Here is a 19,392-nt window from a genome sequence, read left to right on the forward strand (position 1 = left end):
CACGCACATCATCGCCGTTGCGGCTGCGCGCCGTTGCATCGCATGCTGCGCCTCTCCAAGAGGGGCGCACGCTTCCCTCCTGTCGCGCCCCGTCACCGCGCCACACTGGCACACCGTTTGCTGCGTCTTGCGAATAGTTTCTGACCAGCGCCGACGCCGTGTAGTCTGGCGTCAAAGTACCTGCGACTGGCCAGCGGCGTGACGATCTTTGCACTACATTGACCAGTACGCGCCCTCGCTTCAAGCATCGCGCGGTATCCGGCTCTGGAAGCCCAATGAGCGCTGTGATCGCATGCCAATTGCATCCACACCGCAGCAGGACGAATCTGGAAACGACCGATGGAATCTCCAAACGGGTACGCGCCGCGGATCTACTTTTTTCATTCACTTCTCGTTGGGCCGCTCGATGCGTGGTCTGGGCAGTTTGCCCATGCCGCCGCACTGGGCTTCGATCACGCGCTGATAGGCGGCGTGTTCGAACCGGGACAGGCCGGCCATGGACAGGTGGTCGGCAACCACGCCCGCCTGCATCCGGTCTTCGAGACCCAGCAACCGGCTAGCGAGGCGATCCGCGTCTTGACGGACGCCGCGAAGCAGCATGGCCTGACCGTGCTGCTCGATCTGGTGATCGACCGCATGGCGGCCGACGGCGCGCTCTACGCCGAACATGCCGACTGGTTCCACCCGTCCGAATCCGACGAAGCGCGGCTCGACCCGCGACATGTGCATCGCGAGGACAACGTCGCGTATGCCAACTTCAACGATCCGGGCAGCCGCGCGGCACTCGTCGACTGGTGGACGCAGCAGTTGCTCGCGCTCGCCGACGCGGGCGTGGGCGGCTTCCGCTTCGACTCGCCGCATCGCGTGCCGGCCGACGTCTGGCGTCAGCTCGGCGACGCGGTGCGCGCCGCACATCCGCATATCCGCTTCCTGGCCGCGACGCCAGGGCTCGCCCGTGGCGATCTGCTCGGCCTCGAAGGCGCGGGCTTCGACAGCGTGTTCACCTCCGTGCGCTGGTGGGACTTCCGCGCCAGCTGGATGGTCGAGGAACACGCGGCGCTCGCCCGCATCGGCGCGCCGGTATCGTTTCCAGAGGCGCCGTACGGCATCCGTCTCGCCGCCGACCTGCACGATGCGCACGACGCCGCCATCGTCGAGCGAGCCTATCGACGCGCGCTTTTCACCGCGGCCGCGACCGGCACCGGCTGGATGATGCCGATGGGTTTCGAATACGGTATCCGCGAATCGATGTTTCAAACACGCGGCGATGCTTCGCAGTTCGCGCTTGCGGTTCAGGCAAAAGCCTTCGACCTTTCGCAAGCCATCACGCATGTCAATGAAGTGGCCAGCCAATCGGCCACCTTGCGCGCCAACGGCGAGCTGCGTCCGCTGAGCGGCCCCGGCGCCCCCTCCGCGGTGTTGCTGCGCGCCGACCATACCGACCTGCGCGACGCCGGCGAAGCGATCCTGCTGGCCATCAATCCCGAACTCGGCGCCCCCGTGCGAGTCGATCCGGCGCGCTTCCTGACCGGCGTGCCCGGCAACTTCACGCGCTTCGTGCCGCTGGACGCAGCGGGCCACGTCAAGGCCGCCGCCTTGACGCCGTTCACGCTTGCGCCGGGCGCGGTGCGCCTGTTTCGCGCGATCGCCGAAAAACCGATCTGTCTCGCGCCGCCCATCGACAAAGCCAACAGCAAGCGCAGCGGCCGCAAAACCGTGGTGGAAGCGATCGCCGCGCCGCGCGTGGCAATCGAAAGCGTGTCGCCCGCCGTGGACAACGGCCGCTTCCCGGTCAAGCGTACGGTCGGCGAACGCGCCGAAATCAGCGCGGCGATCTTCGCCGAAGGTCACGACAAGATCGCTGCCGCCGTCGTCTGGCGCGCCGCCGACGAAACCGCATGGCACGAAGTGCTGATGGAGCCGGCGCAACCGGCCGGCCTCGACATCTGGAAAGCGCGCATTCCGCTCGAACGCATGGGCCGTCACGAGTTCACCGTGATTGCGTGGCGTGACGACTTCGCCTCGCTGGTCGAGCACGTTCAGAAGAAGCTGAAGGCCGGACAGACCGTCGAACTCGAACTCGACGAGGCATCGCATCTGTTTGCGCTGGTACTGGCCGAAGTGGAAACGGTGGACGGCGCGGTGAGCGAGCCGCTCGAACACATCGTCAAGGTCTTCGCCAAGGCCGACGCCGCGACCAAACTCGCGTTGCTGCTCGCGCCGACCACGGCCAAGGCGATGACCGCCGCGCGCCACCGGCCATTTCTGAGCCGCGACCCGATCGTCTATCGCATCGACGCCGAGCGGACCGCCGCGCGTTTTGCCAGCTGGTACGAGATCTTCCCGCGTTCGATGAGCGACGACGAATCGCGCCACGGCACCTTTGCGGACGTCATCACCAAGCTGCCGCGCATTCGCGACATGGGTTTCGACGTGCTGTATTTCCCGCCGATCCATCCGATCGGCGTGGCGAACCGCAAAGGCCGCAACAACACCTTGACCGCCCAGCCCGGCGACGTGGGCAGCCCGTATGCCATCGGCGGCGTGGAAGGCGGCCATACCGCCGTGCATCCGCAGCTCGGCACGCTCGACGACTTCAAGACGATGCTGGCTGCCGCGCACGATCACGGGCTGGAAATCGCCCTCGACTTTGCGGTTCAGTGCTCGCCGGATCATCCGTGGCTTAAGGAGCACCCCACCTGGTTCGCGTGGCGTCCCGACGGCACGCTGCGTTACGCGGAAAATCCGCCGAAGAAGTATCAGGACATCGTCAACCCCGACTTCTATGCGCACGACGCCAAGCCGGACCTGTGGCTTGCGCTGCGCGACGTGTTCCTGTTCTGGATCGACGCGGGCGTGCACATTTTCCGCATCGACAATCCGCACACCAAGCCGCTGCCGTTCTGGGAATGGGTGATCGGCGACATACGGTCACGCTTTCCGGACACCATCTTCCTCGCGGAAGCCTTCACGCGCCCGCGCATGATGAACCGGCTCGGCAAGATCGGCTTCTCGCAGTCGTACACGTATTTCACGTGGCGCGAGTCGAAGCGCGATTTCATCGAGTACATGAACCAGCTGACGCAAACCGACGCGCGCGACTTCTACCGGCCGAATTTCTTCGTCAATACGCCGGACATCAACCCGCGCCATCTGCAATCGTCGGGACGCTCGGGATTCCTGATTCGCGCCGCGCTGGCATCGACACTCGCCGGGCTGTGGGGCGTGTATAGCGGCTTCGAATTGTGCGAGGCCGCCGCGCTGCCCAACAGCGAGGAATATCTCGACTCCGAGAAGTATCAGTTGCGTGCATGGGACTGGAACCGGCCGGGCAACATCGTCGGCGAGATCAGTGCGCTGAACCGGATACGCCGCGCCAATCCGGCATTGCAATCGCATCTGGGTCTCACGTTCCTCACGGCGCACAACGACAACATTCTCTTCTTCGAGAAAGCGACCGAAGCCCGCGACAACGTGATCGTGGTCGCGATCAATCTCGACCCGTTCAACGAACAGGGCGCGGACATCGAATTGTCGTGGGACACTTTCCAGAAATGGAACCTGCACGATCACGGCGCGCTGGAAGTGACCGATCAGATGACCGGTGCGCGCTTCGAATGGCATGGCCGCTGGCAACACGTGCAACTCGGCTCCGGCCAGCCTTTCTCGATCTGGCGCATCGCGCCACTCGGCGGACTGCCCGCCGAGCGCCCGACTGAAGACGACAGCGACTATCACGCAGACGCTGGCAACCCAACCTCAACGGAAGGTGCGATATGAAGCGTGACGATCCAGCCCAAACGACCACGCAATCGCCGGTAGGCAATGCCCCCGGCAATACGGCCAGGCCGCGTACGAACCGGCGCGGCAAACCCGCCGCGCTGAGCGACGATCCGCTCTGGTACAAAGACGCGATCATCTATCAGGTGCACATCAAGTCGTTCTTCGACGCGAACAACGACGGTGTGGGCGACTTCCCCGGTTTGATCGCCAAGCTCGATTACATCGCCGAGCTCGGCGTCAACGCGATCTGGTTACTGCCGTTCTATCCGTCGCCACGCCGCGACGACGGCTACGACATTGCCGATTACCGCAACGTGCATCCGGACTACGGCCAGATTGCAGACGTGAAGCGCTTCATTCAGGAAGCGCACGCACGCGGCATTCGCGTGATCACCGAACTGGTGATCAACCACACGTCGGATCAGCACCCGTGGTTTCAGCGCGCGCGTCGCGCCAAGCCGGGTTCGAGCCATCGCAACTTCTACGTGTGGTCCGAAACCGACCAGAAGTATCAGGAAACGCGGATCATCTTCATCGACTCGGAGCCGTCCAACTGGACGCACGATCCGGTGGCGGGCGCGTATTACTGGCACCGTTTCTATTCGCATCAGCCCGATCTGAACTTCGACAATCCGGCCGTGCTGAAAGAGGTGCTGCAGGTGATGCGCTTCTGGCTCGACATGGGCATCGACGGTCTGCGACTCGACGCCGTGCCGTATCTCGTGGAACGCGAAGGCACGAACAACGAGAACCTGCCGGAAACGCACGCCATCCTGAAGAAGATTCGCGCGACCATCGACGCCGAATATCCGAACCGGATGCTGCTCGCCGAAGCGAACCAGTGGCCGGAAGACGTGAAGGAATACTTCGGTGACGAAGACGAATGCCATATGGCCTTCCACTTCCCGCTGATGCCGCGCATCTACATGTCGATTGCGAGCGAAGACCGCTTTCCGATCACCGACATCATGCGGCAGACGCCGGACCTCGCCGCCACGAATCAGTGGGCGATTTTCCTGCGCAATCACGATGAACTGACGCTCGAAATGGTCACGGATTCGGAACGCGATTATCTGTGGAACACCTACGCAAGCGATCGTCGCGCGCGTCTGAATCTCGGCATTCGCCGCCGTCTCGCGCCGCTGATGGAGCGCGACCGCCGCCGTATCGAACTGATCAATTCACTGCTGCTCTCCATGCCAGGCACGCCCGTCATCTATTACGGCGACGAACTCGGCATGGGCGATAACATCCACCTCGGCGACCGCGACGGTGTGCGCACGCCGATGCAATGGTCGTCCGACCGCAACGGCGGATTCTCGCGCGCCGATCCCGAGCAACTGGTGCTGCCGCCGGTGATGGGCTCGCTGTACGGCTACGACGCGGTCAACGTCGAATCGCAAAGCCGCGATCCGCATTCGCTGCTCAACTGGACGCGCCGCATGCTTGCCACGCGGCGCGCCAAGCAAACGTTCGGACGCGGCACGATCCGCTTCCTGAAGCCGGAAAACCGCAAGATTCTCGCGTATCTACGCGAGATGCCGGGCGAGCCGCCCATTCTCTGCGTGGCCAATCTGTCGCGCGCGCCGCAGGCGGTGGAACTCGACCTGTCCGAGTTCAACGGCTCGGTGCCGATCGAAATGACCGCCGACTCCGTCTTCCCGGCGATCGGCCAGCTCACTTATCTGCTGACCTTTCCGCCGTACGGTTTCCTGTGGTTCATGCTGTGTCCGGGCGGACAGCGTCCGACGTGGGCGCAGGCGCATTCGGAACCGCTGCCGGAGTTCGTGACAATCGTAATCCGCGAAGGCCAGGCCGGCCCGACGCCGGAGAACGTGCGTCTGCTGGAATCGGAAGTGCTGCCGTCGTGGCTGAGCCGGCGCCGCTGGTTCGCGTCGAAGGATCAGAAGATGCATGCGGTACGCCTCGCCGCGCTCACCACGATCCCGCACGGCGGTTTTGCCTTCACCGAAATCGAAGCGGACGTAGGCGATCACACCGAGCGCTACGTGGTGCCGATCGCCATTACGTGGGGCGGCGAAACCACCTTCCCGCTCTTCAAGCAACTGGCACTGGCACGCGTGCGGCGCGGCCGCAACGTCGGCCATCTGACGGACGCCTTCGCGCTGCCGATCTTCGCTCATGGCGTCTTGCGCAAGCTGCGCGAACGCGCCGTGGTGCCGACCGTGCAGAAGAGCGAAATCAAGTTCATTCCGACCGAGCGCTTCGACGAACTCAGCGGACTCGGTGAGCAGCCCGAAGTTCGCTGGCTGGCTGCCGAGCAGAGCAACAGCTCGCTCATCATCGCGGACGCCGCGGTGCTCAAGCTGGTGCGCCGGCTCGTGAGCGGCATCCATCCGGAAGCGGAAATCAGTCGCTATCTGACCCAGCTCGGCTACGCCAATACGGCGCCGTTGTACGGCGAAGTGGTGCGCGTCGATCCGCAGGGCGTGCCGCATACGCTGTGCATTCTGCAAGGCTTCATCGATAACCAGGGTGACGCGTGGAACTGGTCGCTGGACTATCTGCGCCGCTCGGTCGACGAACTGGCGATCGCGGTCGAAGCCGATCTGCAATCCACACCGGATCGCAGCAACGAAGCGATTCTCGTGGAAGGCTATAGCGAGCTGGCCGGCATCATCGGCCGGCGTCTCGGCGAATTGCACGTCGCTCTGGCGTCGCCTACCGACGACCCGGCGTTCGCCCCCGAGGCCGCCACGGCCGAGCAGGTCAAAGCGTGGGTCGACGGCACGCAGCAGATGCTCGCCAGCGCACTCGATCTGCTCGAACCGCGCGTCGCCGCGATGACCGATCCGGAAACCAAGGCGTTGGCGCAAAGCCTGATCGACCGTCGCGCCGCGCTGGTCGACGCGGTGGACAAGCTGGTCTCCGACAACGCGGGTGCGCTGCGCATTCGCATTCACGGCGACTTCCACCTGGGTCAGGTGCTGGTGGCCCAGGGCGACGCGTATCTGATCGACTTCGAGGGCGAACCGGCGCGTTCGCTCGAAGAGCGTCGCCAGAAGTCGAGCCCGTTGCGTGACGTGGCCGGCCTGATGCGCTCGCTGTCCTACGCCAGCGCGGCGGCGCAATCCACCACGGAAGCCGCGCCGCAACAGACCGCCGATCGCAAGCGCGCCCTGTTCGACCGTTTCCGTGCGCATGCCACCGAAACCTTCCTGAGCGAGTACCGCTCGGCCGCGGCGGAAGCGCCCCAGCCGCTGGTCGCGCCCGAAGCGGAACAGGCCTTGCTCGATCTTTTCCTGATCGAAAAAGCCGCCTACGAAATCCGTTACGAAGCGGCCAACCGGCCGACCTGGCTCGGCTTGCCGGTACGCGGTCTCGCCGCGCTCGCCAGCCGTCTGCTGGGCGACACGGGCGGCACCTCGCACGACCCATCAACCCAGGCGCCTGGCGCCGCCACACCGCCTAACTCGGCCGAGGGCGACTATGAGTGAGCATGATCCGGCCGCTGGCCTGCAACCTTTAGAGATCGACGCGCTCGTCGAAGCGCGTCACCCCGATCCCTTTTCGCAACTCGGTCTGCATCACACGGACGCGGGTCCGGTGGTGCGGGCGCTGCTGCCGAATGCTGCGAACGTCAGCGTGATCGCACGCAGCGACGGCGCGCTGCTCGGCGAACTGGAGCAACTGCGTCCCGGTCTTTTCGCGGGACGCGTGACGTCCACCGCGCCGTACCGTTTGCGCATCGACTGGCACGGTGTCGTGCAGGAAATCGAAGATACCTATTCGTTCCCGCCCGTACTCGGCGACGAGCCGCTCGGCCGGCTGGCCAACGGCGATCCGTACGCAGTGCTCGAATGCCTCGGCTCGCGTCCGATGGAACTGGACGGCGTGCCGGGCGTCCGGTTTGCCGTGTGGGCGCCGAATGCGCGGCGCGTCTCCGTGGTGGGCGACTTCAATGCATGGGACGGCCGTCGTCATCCGATGCGCCTGCGTCATCAGGCCGGCGTGTGGGAACTGTTCGTGCCGCGCGTCGGGCCGGGCACGCGCTACAAATACGAGCTGCTGTCGCGCGACGGCCATCCGTTGCCGCTGAAGGCCGACCCGTGCGCCATGGAAACGGAAAAGCCGCCGGGCACGGCTTCGGTGGTGGCGCACGTCGACGAAATCGAGCAGTTCCAGTGGACCGATCACGCCTGGCTGGAATCGCGCGCGGGCAAGCAGACGTCGCGCTCGCCGATCTCGATCTACGAAGTGCACGCCGAATCGTGGCTGCGCGTGGCCGAGGAAGGTCAGCGCGGTCTGAACTGGGAAGAACTCGCCGAGCGCCTGTTGCCGTACGTCAAAAGCATGGGCTTCACGCACGTCGAATTCATGCCGATCGCCGAGCATCCGTTCGGCGGTTCGTGGGGTTATCAGCCGCTCGGGCAGTTTGCGCCGTCCGCGCGGTTCGGCAAGCCCGAGCAGTTCGCCGGTTTCGTCGACAAGGCCCACGAAGCGGGAATCGGCGTGATTCTCGACTGGGTGCCGGCGCACTTTCCGAACGACGCACACGGTCTGATCGACTTCGACGGGACGCCGCTCTACGAGCACGCCGACCCGCGCGAAGGCTATCACCAGGACTGGAACACGATGATCTACAACCTCGGCCGCAACGAGGTGAGCGCGTTCCTGATCGCGTCGGGGCTCGCGTGGCTCAAGCGCTACCACGTCGACGGTCTGCGCGTGGATGCGGTGGCCTCGATGCTGTACCGCGACTACTCGCGCAAAGCCGACGAATGGGTGCCGAATATTTACGGCGGCCGCGAAAATCTCGAATCGATCGCGTTCCTCAAGCGGCTCAATCACGAAGTGCGCTACGTGCCCGGTGCACCTGGCGCCATAACGATTGCCGAGGAATCGACGGCATGGCCTGGTGTCACGGCGAAGGTGGAAGACGGCGGCCTCGGCTTCGACTTCAAGTGGAACATGGGCTGGATGCACGACACGCTCCACTACATGGAAGAAGACCCGGTGTACCGGAAATATCATCATCACATGATGACGTTCGGCATGGTCTACGCGTATTCCGAGCGCTTCGTGCTGCCGCTTTCGCACGACGAAGTGGTGCACGGCAAAGGCTCGCTGCTCGGCAAGATGCCGGGCGACCGCTGGCAGAAGTTCGCCAATCTGCGCGCCTATTTCGGTTTCATGTGGACGCATCCCGGCAAGAAGCTGCTGTTCATGGGCGGCGAATTCGGTCAGATGGCGGAGTTCAATCACGACACGTCGCCGCACTGGCATCTGCTCGACGATGAAAACCATCACGGCGTGCAGAAACTCGTGCGCGACCTGAATCATCTGTACAGCCAGGAGCCCGCGCTGCATCGGCTCGACTCGGAACCTGGCGGCTTCGAATGGCTGATCGGCGACGACAACGGCAACAGCGTCTACGCCTATCGCCGCACGGACGGCGAGGGCCGCGAAGTGGTGGTGGTCTGCAACATGACGCCGGTGCCGCGCGTGGGCTACCGTATGGGCATGCCATGCGGCGGACGCTGGGTCGAGGTGCTCAATACGGACGCCGGCGTGTACGGCGGTTCGAACATGGGCAACGGCGGCCTGATTCATACCGAAGAGGTGTCGAGCCACGGCAGGCCGCATTCGGCCTCGCTGGTTCTGCCGCCGCTTGCGACCATCGTATTGCGCGCGGATTGAACCGACGGCAGTAAGACGGGCGCGCGGCATGCCAGCCGCGCGCCCGTTGCATGAAGACCCACGAAAGCGTTCACCAATCAGAACAAGGAAGGGGAATCATGTCGCACGCAATGCCCGACCGGCTTCTGCCGGGCTCGCCCTATCCGCTCGGCGCCAGCTGGGATGGACTGGGCGTCAACTTTGCCGTGTTCTCGGCGAACGCGCAGAAAATCGAGCTTTGCCTCTTCGATCCCACCGGCCGCAAGGAAATCCGCCGCTTCACGCTGCCCGAATGTACCGACGAAGTCTGGCACGGCTATCTGCCCAACGCGCATCCCGGCACGGCCTACGGTTTTCGCGCGCACGGTCCGTATCAGCCGCAACACGGCCATCGCTTCAATCCGCACAAGCTGCTGCTCGATCCGTACGCCCGCAAGCTGGTGGGACAGTTTCGCTGGTCGGACGCGCTCTTCAGCCATCGCGCGCATTCGAATCGCGCCGACCTTTCCATCGACCGGCGCGACTCGGCGCCGGCCATGCCGAAATGCGTCGTGATCGACGAGGCCTTCGACTGGTCGCACGACAAACGCCCGAACGTGCCGTGGGGCGAAACCGTGATCTACGAGACGCACGTGCGCGGCGCTTCGATGCTGCGTTCGGATTTGCGTCAGCACGAGCGCGGCACCTTCGCGGCGCTGGCGTCGCCGGAGTTCATCGAACATTTACTGAAGCTCGGCGTGACCGCGGTCGAACTGCTACCCGTGCACGCGTTTCTGAACGACCGCTTTCTGGTGGAGCGCGGCCTGCGCAACTACTGGGGTTACAACACGGCGGCATTTTTTGCACCCGAGCCGTCGTATCTGAGCACGCACCGTCTCGACGAAATGCGCATTGCCGTGCGCCAGTTGCACGCGGCTGGCATCGAGGTGATTCTCGACGTGGTCTATAACCACACCTGCGAAGGCAACGAGATGGGCCCGACGGTGTCGTGGCGCGGCCTCGACAACGCCAGCTACTACCGGCTGATTCCCGGCGACGAGCGTCACAACATCAACGACACCGGTTGCGGCAACACGGTGAACCTGCCGCATCCGCGTGTGCTGCAAATGGTGATGGACTCGCTGCGCTACTGGTCGACGGCGTTCAATATCGACGGCTTCCGTTTCGATCTGGGCGTGACGCTCGGACGCGAGCAGCACGGCTTCGACCCCGGCTCGGGTTTCTTCGACGCCTTGCGCCAGGACCCGATCCTGTCGCAGCGCAAGCTGATTTCCGAGCCGTGGGACATCGGTCCCGGCGGCTATCAGCTCGGCAATCATCCGCCGGGTTTCGCCGAGTGGAACGACCGTTTCCGCGACACCGTACGACGCTTCTGGCGCGGTGACGCCGGCTTGCGGCCGGACCTCGCCGCGCGTCTGACCGGCTCGGCGGACCTGTTCAACCGGCGTTTCCGCAAGCCGTGGGCGTCGATCAATTTCGTCACCTCGCACGACGGTTTTACGCTCGCCGACGTCACCGCTTACGAGCAGAAGCACAACGAGGCGAACCGAGAAGGCAACAACGACGGCCACAACGAGAATTGCAGCCGCAACTGGGGCGTCGAAGGTCCGAGCGACGATGCCGCGATCGTGGAAACGCGCCGCCGCGTCGGCCGTTCGCTGATCGCGACCCTGCTGATGGCGCTCGGCACGCCGATGCTGCTGGCCGGCGACGAAATCTTGCGCACGCAGAACGGCAACAACAACGCTTACTGCCAGGACAACGAGTTGTCGTGGCTCGACTGGGACAGCGCGCAAACCGCCGACGCCCGGCAGATGACCGAATTCGTCGCGCGCGTGATCGCGCTGCGCAAGCAGCATCCGCTGCTGCGCGAGACGCGTTTCCTGTTCGGCGACCGCGAGGAATTGCCGGGCCTGTTCGACGTCGGCTGGTTCGACGAGCACGGCGATCCGCTCACCATCGAAGCATGGCAGGACCCCGAGGGCCGCGCGTTTACGCTGCGCCGCGCGGGTCCGGGATTGAATGGCGAAACCGAAGTATTGTTGATGATGCTGAACGCCTCGGCCGACATGCTGCGCTTTACGCCGCCCGCGCCGCACCTGGAATGGCACGTGCTGTTGAACACTGTCGAGCCGGAAAGCGGCCCGTACCGGCTGGCGACGCCGGATGTGGAAGTCGGCGCGCACGGCCTCGTGATGCTGGCTGCGCAGCCGGTCGGCGAGGCCGACTGGCAGGCCGGCTGGATGGCGGGTCCGCAGCACGGGCCACGCCTGTTGACGGCGTTGCCGCCCGATCCGGGCGCGCATCCGCCCAGTAGCGACGCCTCGCCGACTACGTAAGTGGTACATGCAGCGCGGCACGAACAGCATAGCCGCCGCGTCATCGCGCAGAGCCAGTCCGGCAGGCGCACGACGCGGTTCGCAGGCAAAACCGAATGGTGACGAATGATGTCTGAAAGTCCGATCGATCCTCACGCGCGGCATCACGCGCATTGCCTGCCGTTCAGCGCGCAGTTGCTCGGCGTGGCGGGAACGAAGCCGCGCACGCGCTTCCGTTTCTGGGCGCCTTCATGCAAAAACGTGCGGGTGCAGATCGAAAACGGTCCGGCCCAGGGCGAGCACGACATGACGGCCACCGGCAACGGCTGGTTCGAAGCCACCATCGACGCCGGCGCGGGCACCCTCTACCGTTTCAAACTCGACGACGAGCATGTAGTGCCCGATCCGGCGTCGCGCTTTCAGCCTCAGGACGTGCACGGTCCGAGCGAAGTGATCGATCCGCGTGCCTACAAATGGGAACACGCGCACTGGCACGGACGGCCGTGGGAAGAAACCGTGCTGTACGAGCTGCACGTGGGCGCCATGGGCGGCTATGCGGGCGTGCAGAAGCGCTTGCCGGCGCTTGCCGCGCTCGGCGTGACGGCAATCGAGCTGATGCCGCTGAACGACTTCCCCGGCAAACACAACTGGGGTTACGACGGCGTGCTGCCGTATGCGCCCGATTCCGCTTACGGACGTCCCGAAGAATTGAAGGCGCTGGTCGACGCCGCGCACGGACTCGGCCTGCAGGTTTTTCTCGACGTGGTCTACAACCACTTCGGCCCGGACGGCAATTATCTGCACGCCTATGCGCGCTCGTTTTTCCGCGAAGGCACGCATACGCCGTGGGGTCCGGCGATCGACTTCAACCGCAGCGAAGTGAGCGATTTCTTCACGGACAACGCGATCTACTGGATCAACGAATATCGCATCGACGGCCTGCGTTTCGACGCCGTTCACGCGATCGACAATCACCGTTGGCTGCGAGAATTGTCCGACCATATCCGCGCGAAAGTGCAGCATGGCCGTCACGTGCATCTGGTGCTGGAGAACGAACACAACAGCGCGAGTCTGCTCGAAGAACACTTCGACGCGCAATGGAACGACGACGCGCACAACACGCTGCACGTCCTGCTAACCGGTGAAACGGAAGGCTACTACCACGCGTACGAAGACCAGCCGATCCGCCGGCTTGCGCGGGTGTTGTCGGAAGGTTTTGCGTATCAGGGCGACCCGTCGCCGATTCACGACGGCGCGCCGCGCGGCGAACCGAGCGGTCATCTGCCGCCTACGTCTTTCGTGATGTTTTTGCAGAACCACGATCAGATCGGCAACCGCGCATTCGGCGAACGTCTGCGGAAGCTGACCACGGACGACGCCTTGCGCGCGGCCACGGGTTTGCTGTTGCTGTCGCCGCAAATTCCCATGCTGTTCATGGACGAAGAATACGGCTCGACGCAACCGTTCCTGTTCTTCACCGACTACACCGGCGATCTCGCCGACGCCGTGCGCGAAGGACGTCGCCGCGAATTTGCGCGCTTTTCCTCGTTTAGCGATGAAAAACGCCGCGCGCAGATTCCCGATCCGAACGACGTCAAAACATTCGCGGCATCGTCGCCGCCCGAGCCATCGTCCGACGCTTCGTCCAACGAAGCGAAAGACCGGCTCGACTGGATGCACTTCTACAAATCCGCGCTGGCCGTGCGCGCCAAGCTGATTACGCCGCGCCTGAAGCATACGAAGTCGCTCGGCGCGACCGTGTTGAGCGACGCCAACGGTGGCGACGCCAACGCGCTGATTGCGCGCTGGAAACTCTGCGACGGCGAAACGCTGTCGATCGCGCTGAATCTCTCGAAGGACAGCGTGAAACTCACCGACATGCCCGCGGAAATCGGCAAAAGCAAACTCGTTTTCGAAACGCCGCCGCGCGTGCGTGAGCAGATCGACGCCGGTACCTTGCCGCCGAACGCATTTGCCGCCTGGCTCACCGGCGACGTCTGCGATTACGCCAGCGGCCATGACGCCCGCATTGCCGGCCAACAGGAGCACAACGCGTGAGTGCCACCCGACGCCCGAACGATACGATCGTGACGCTTGCTACTCGCGCCGGTTTCGAGGTGGAGTGGCAGGACGCGCATCACACCACCCAGCACGTTCCCGAAAGCACGCTGGCGGTGCTGCTGGAGCGGATGGGCTTGCCGTGCGGCAATGCCACGCAGATCCGTCAAAGCGCCGCGGCGCTCGACGCTGAACTGTCCGGCCGCAAGCTGCCGCCGCTCATGACCGCCGAGGTCGAGCGCGGCATCGCGCTGCCGGCCGCGGCGATCAAATCCGGCAGTCACTACCGGATCGAACTCGAAAGCGGTTCGATCATCGACGGCCGCTTTACCGCGCCCAAGGGCGAACAGGCGTTGCTCGCGCCGATCGACGAACCGGGCTATCACACGCTCGTCATCAACGAACAGCGCATCACGCTCGCGGTGGCGCCGGCGCGTTGCTACACCGTGGCGGATGCATGGCGCACGCTGCACGACGGCGCCGCCGAGGCCGAGGCGAACGACGCGCCGCAAACCGCGCCGCCGCTATGGGGCGTCGCCGCGCAGTTGTATGGCTTGCGGCGCGTGGGCGATGGCGGCATCGGCGATTACTCCGCCCTGGCGCAAATGGCTGTCGAGAGCGCAAAGCGTGGAGCGCATGCGCTTGCCGTCAGCCCGACGCATGCGATGTTCAGCGCGGAGCCGAATCGCTTCAGTCCGTATTCGCCGTCGTCGCGTTTGTGGCTCAACGTCACGCATATCGACGTGGCCGCGGTGTTCGGCGCGTCGGCCGCCGAGGCTGCGCTGCAAAGCGTGCAAGGCGCTCAGGGCATCGAAGCGTGGGCAAAACTCGAAGCGCTGCCGCTGATCGACTGGCCGAACGCGGTCGTGCTGAAGCTGAAGGTTTTGCGCGCGCTGTACGAAACGTTCTGCGCCGACGAGCGCACGAAAGACTCGCCGCGCGCGCTGGAATTCCACGGCTTTTGCGAACGCGCCGGCCGTGCGCTCGAAGATCATGCGCGTTTCGAAGCACTGCAGGCGGCGCAACTGGCGCAGAAAGACGGCCACGGACATTGGCGCGACTGGCCCGAGGCGTTGCGCGATCCGCGCAGCCCGGAAGTCGAGGCTTTCGCCGAAGCGAATCGTCACGAGGTGGATTTTCATCTGTTCCTGCAATGGCTCGCGGCCAAGGGTTTGTCGCACGCGCAGCATGCGGCGCGCGACAGCGGCATGGCCGTCGGCTTGATCGCCGATCTGGCGGTGGGGTGCGATAGCGCGGGCAGTCACGCGTGGTCGTATCGGGACGACATGCTGCAAGGCGTTTCGGTGGGCGCGCCGCCAGATCTGTTCAATCAGGCCGGTCAGGCGTGGGGGCTCACGACCTTCTCGCCACGCGCGATGCGCACGCAAGGCTTTTCCGCGTTCATCGACATGCTGCGCGCCGCGTTCGCCCACGCCGGCGGCATCCGCATCGACCACATTCTCGGTTTGCGCCGGCTGTGGCTCGTGCCGGAAGGCGAAAGCGCACGCAACGGCGCCTACCTGCGCTATCCGCTCGAAGACCTGCTGCGGCTGATCGCGCTCGAATCGTGGCGGCATCGTTCGATCGTGATCGGCGAAGATCTCGGCACCGTGCCGCCCGGCTTTCGCGAGCGACTCGACGAACACGGTCTGTCCGGCATTCGCGTGCTGTGGTTCGAAGGCGCGGAACTCGGCAAGGGTTTCAAGCCGCCGCAGGACTGGGACCGCAACGCCGTGGGCACGACCACGACGCACGATCTGCCGACCGTCGCGGGCTGGTGGCGCGGCAGCGACATCGTGTGGCGCAACCGGATCGGCCAGACCATGGCACGCGCCGACGGCCGCGACCCGGAAGAAGCCGCACAGGAGGAGCGCGCGGAAGACCGTGCGCGACTCTGGAGCGCGTTCCAGCTGGCCGGCGTGGCCGCGCCCGACGTGGACGCGCCGCCGCCCGACCAGGCGCCCGTCGACGAAGCACTGGCATTCGTCGCGGCCACCCCCGGCCCGCTCGTCACGTTTCCACTCGAAGACCTGCTCGCGCAGGTCGAGCAACCGAATCTGCCCGGCTCGATCGACGAACACCCCAACTGGCGCCGCCGCGTGAACGTGCCCATCGACGAACTGTTCGACGACGACGCGTTCTGCGACCGGCTACAGGCCGTCGATCGTGCGCGCGCGGCGTCCGGACACGCGTCCGACGCCGCCGGCCATCCTTCTTTCAACGCTTCTTCGGAGCCTGATACGCCATGACCGTCCCGCGCTCCACGCTACGCCTCCAGTTCCACCGAGGCTTTACCTTCGACGACGCCGCGAAGCACATCGACTACTTCGCCGCGCTCGGCATCAGCCATCTGTACGCGTCGCCCATCACGACCGCCGAGCCCGGCTCGATGCACGGCTACGACACGGTCGACTACACCCAGGTCAGCGCCGAATGCGGCGGCGAGGCCGCGCTCAGGCGCCTCGTCGAGAAACTGCGCGCGCGCGACATGGGCCTCATCATCGACGTCGTGCCGAACCACATGGGCGTAGGCGGCTCCAGCAACGCGTGGTGGCTCGACATCCTCGAATGGGGACGTCACAGCGCGTATGCGCGCCATTTCGACGTGGACTGGCACTCTCCCGATCCGGCCTTGCGCGGCAAGGTGCTGGTGCCGACACTCGGCGCGCCTTATGGCGAAGAACTCGCGGCCGGGCGCATCGAACTGAAATTCGATGCGGACCTTGGGCGCTTTTACATCGGCTATGGTCCGCATGTGCTGCCCGTGTGCCCGACCGACTACGCGTCGATTCTGCAAAGCGCGGACCGCGCCGATCTCGCGGCCTTGTCCGAGCGCTTTCAAGGTCTGACGACACAGCCCACCGACCAGCCGCGCGCCGTCGAAGGACGCGACAAGCTGCGCGAATTCGTCGCCCAGCATGGCGCGTCCGCAATCGAGATGGTGCTGGCGGCCTATGCGCCGGCCGATCCGGTGACGCGCGACCGTCTGCATCGGCTGATCGAACGGCAGCACTATCGGCTGGCGTGGTGGCGCACCGCATCGGACGAAGTGAACTGGCGGCGCTTCTTCGATATCTCGACGCTGGCCGGCGTGCGTGTGGAACGTCCCGAAGTATTCGAGGCGGTGCATGCGCTGCCGTTCCGGCTGTATCAGGAAGGCGTGGTGGACGGCCTGCGCATCGATCACGTGGACGGCCTCGCGGAGCCGCGTGAATACTGTCAGCGTCTGCGGCAACGTCTCACCGAATTGCGCGACACCGCGCCCTACGTGGTGGTCGAAAAAATTCTCGGACGCGGCGAGCCGTTGCGCGACGACTGGCCCGTCGACGGCACGACCGGCTACGATTTCATGAGCGACGTGGGCGCGCTGCTGCACGATCCCGCGGGCGCCGAACCGCTGGCCGCAACGTGGGCCGAACTCACGGGCCGCAGCGCACGTTTCGCCGACGAAGCGCTCGCCGCGCGTCGCAAGATTCTCGCGGAAAACCTCTCGGCGGAACTGGACCGTGCGGCGCGCGCCTTGCATCGCATCGCGCGCGATTCGCTGGCCACACGCGACTTCACTTTCACCGCGTTAAAGCGCGTGCTGACCGAACTCGTGGTGCATTTCCCGGTGTATCGGATCTATCCGCAGAACGGCATGCGCAGCGCCGAAGACAACGTGTATTTCGACCAGGCGCTGGCCGGCGCACGCGCCGCGTTGTCGCGCGCCGATTACGTCGTGCTGGATCGCGTGAATGCATGGCTGGGCGGCAGTGCGGACGATACGCCGAATCCGCGCGCCAACGCGGGCAACCAGGCGCAGAACGGCGCGCCGCCGCCGAGCCATTCGGGTTCCGCGCGACGCACCGCGCAGACGTTGTTTTCGCAGCTCACCGCGCCGGTCGCCGCAAAAGCGGTGGAAGACACCGCGTGCTATCGCTACGGGCGGCTGCTCTCGCGTAACGAAGTGGGCTCAGATCCGGGCGAGTTTTCGATTTCCGTCGAACAGTTCCATGCAGCGAATCTGGAGCGGGCGAAGCATTTTCCGCACGCCATGCTCGCCACCGCGACGCACGATCACAAACGCGGCGAAGACGTGCGCGCGCGTCTCGCCGTGCTCAGCGAAATCGCCGACGAGTGGAGTGCCACGTTGCGCGCGTGGTCCACGTTGAACGCGCCGCAACGTCGCGCGCTCGACGGCACGCCGATCAGCAGCGTCGGTCAGGACACGAGTTACGACTGGGCGCCCGGTCCCGCTGCCGAAGCGATGCTCTATCAGATGCTGGTGGGATGCTGGCCGCCCACGCTTTCCCCGGACGACGAAGCCGGCGTGAAGGAACTCGCCGAGCGCGTCGCGCAATGGCAGTTGAAGGCATTGCGCGAGGCGAAGCTGCAGACCAACTGGCTCGCGCCCGACGAAGCCTACGAGGCCGGCTGCCGCGACTTCCTGTTCGACATTCTCGCGCCGCAGCGGCGCGACGGCTTTCTCAAGGAACTGGCGGCGTTCGTTGTGCGCATCGGCCGCGCCGGTGCGCTCAACAGCTTGCAGCAAACGGTGTTGCGGCTCGCGTCGCCTGGCATTCCCGATCTTTACCAGGGCACCGAGTTGTGGGACTTCAGCATGGTCGATCCCGACAACCGCCGTCCGGTGGATTTCGCGCAGCGTGAAGCGTGGCTCGTGCAGACGCCGCCTTCGGAATTCCTGCCGACCTGGCGCGACGGACGCGTCAAGCTGGCCGTCGTGCAGCGCGTACTGGCATTGCGCGCGCATCTGCCGGAGTTGCTGAGTCAGAGCAACTATCTGCCTCTGACGGTTCGCGGCAAGCATGCCGCCAGCGTGATCGCGTTCGCGCGCCGTCACGGCAACGCCTGGGCGGTCGTGATAGCGAGCCGGCTTGCCGCCGGTTTGCTCGATGACGATGACAAGGCCGGCGACGTGCCGATGGTCGAGCCGTCGAAGTGGGACGACACCGCCATCGAAATGCCGGCCGATCTGGCCGCGCGCGCGTTGTTCGACTGGTTGAGCCCGGCCGCACCGAAGGTGGACGAAAGCGGCCGGCTATATTTGCGCGACGCGTTGGGCGCGATGCCGGTCGCCGTGCTGGTGGAGGACGGCGTGCCACGAAGCTGACGGATTCGCGACGACGCGTGAACTGGCTATCAACGAAGAGGTGCGCCGCTCGACGGCGCGTCCGACGATAAATCGCCCACGCAAGGAGCGTCGATGCAGATCGACTGGCCGATCATCCGAAGCGGTGCCGCCGACTCATGGCACGGCACGAACGTCGAACTCACGGGCTGGATGATTCCGCTGGACCCGCAGGCGGAAGCGGTCGATTACTTTCTTCTGAGCGCGGACGAACCGTGTTGCGGCGGTTGCGTGCCGCGCAATCCGCTGACGTCGGTCGAAGTGCAGATGGCGCGGCCCGTGGCGCCTCGCGCGGAAGCGCTGACGCTGCGCGGCCGTCTGCTGCGTCTTCTCGACGACCCGGCCGGCTGGCGTTATCGGCTGATCGAAGCGCGACCCGTGGACGCGCCGCACAACGAGCCACACAACGACTCACCCTCGCCGCGCGCCTTCAGCCGCCGCGCCTTTCTGGCATCCGGCGCC

7 protein-coding genes are annotated in these 19,392 nt (G+C 65.2%); all 7 read left to right on the plus strand.

All coding sequences use genetic code 11. The features are described 5' to 3' along the window. The first annotated feature begins 339 nt into the window (after positions 1-339). The 7 genes from P3T18_RS31565 to treY all read left to right on the plus strand — a co-directional run bounded on the left by P3T18_RS31565 (position 340) and on the right by treY (position 18,912). Positions 340-3,780 carry a maltotransferase domain-containing protein gene (locus P3T18_RS31565; protein WP_429303895.1) on the plus strand — a complete coding sequence of 1,147 codons (3,441 nt, stop codon included), beginning with the start codon at positions 340-342 and terminating at the stop codon, positions 3,778-3,780. Next, a complete protein-coding gene (gene treS, locus P3T18_RS31570; protein ID WP_429303896.1) occupies positions 3,777-7,241 on the plus strand; it encodes a maltose alpha-D-glucosyltransferase in 3,465 nt (1,154 codons plus the stop codon). The genes P3T18_RS31565 and treS overlap by 4 nt, the downstream gene beginning before the upstream one ends. Beyond that, entirely contained in the window at positions 7,234-9,444 is a 2,211-nt protein-coding gene (gene glgB, locus P3T18_RS31575) for a 1,4-alpha-glucan branching protein GlgB (RefSeq protein WP_429303897.1), read from the plus strand. Before treS ends, glgB begins: the two co-directional genes overlap by 8 nt. A 98-nt stretch (positions 9,445-9,542) precedes the next feature. Continuing rightward, positions 9,543-11,762: a glycogen debranching protein GlgX gene (gene glgX / locus P3T18_RS31580; RefSeq protein ID WP_429303898.1), complete on the plus strand. Its 2,220-nt coding sequence runs from the start codon at positions 9,543-9,545 to the stop codon at positions 11,760-11,762. 108 nt (positions 11,763-11,870) lie between these two features. Then, on the plus strand, positions 11,871-13,799 hold the full coding sequence (gene treZ, locus P3T18_RS31585) for a malto-oligosyltrehalose trehalohydrolase (RefSeq protein ID WP_429304014.1): 1,929 nt from the start codon (positions 11,871-11,873) through the stop codon (positions 13,797-13,799). Continuing rightward, positions 13,796-16,048 (plus strand): 4-alpha-glucanotransferase, encoded by a 2,253-nt coding sequence (gene malQ, locus P3T18_RS31590; RefSeq protein WP_429303899.1) that lies wholly within the window; start codon positions 13,796-13,798, stop codon positions 16,046-16,048. Before treZ ends, malQ begins: the two co-directional genes overlap by 4 nt. Further along, a complete protein-coding gene (gene treY / locus P3T18_RS31595; protein ID WP_429303900.1) occupies positions 16,045-18,912 on the plus strand; it encodes a malto-oligosyltrehalose synthase in 2,868 nt (955 codons plus the stop codon). The genes malQ and treY overlap by 4 nt, the downstream gene beginning before the upstream one ends. Positions 18,913-19,392 lie beyond the last annotated feature (480 nt).

This window comes from Paraburkholderia sp. GAS199 (assembly GCF_050436585.1).
In the GTDB taxonomy this organism is placed as follows: domain Bacteria; phylum Pseudomonadota; class Gammaproteobacteria; order Burkholderiales; family Burkholderiaceae; genus Paraburkholderia.

Coding starts and splice junctions, on each gene's coding strand:
- glgB (WP_429303897.1), top strand. CDS start 7,234: ATGAGTGAGCATGATCCGGCCGCTGGCCTGCAACCTTTAGAGATCGAC.
- glgX (WP_429303898.1), top strand. CDS start 9,543: ATGTCGCACGCAATGCCCGACCGGCTTCTGCCGGGCTCGCCCTATCCG.
- treZ (WP_429304014.1), top strand. CDS start 11,871: ATGTCTGAAAGTCCGATCGATCCTCACGCGCGGCATCACGCGCATTGC.
- treY (WP_429303900.1), top strand. CDS start 16,045: ATGACCGTCCCGCGCTCCACGCTACGCCTCCAGTTCCACCGAGGCTTT.
- treS (WP_429303896.1), top strand. CDS start 3,777: ATGAAGCGTGACGATCCAGCCCAAACGACCACGCAATCGCCGGTAGGC.
- P3T18_RS31565 (WP_429303895.1), top strand. CDS start 340: ATGGAATCTCCAAACGGGTACGCGCCGCGGATCTACTTTTTTCATTCA.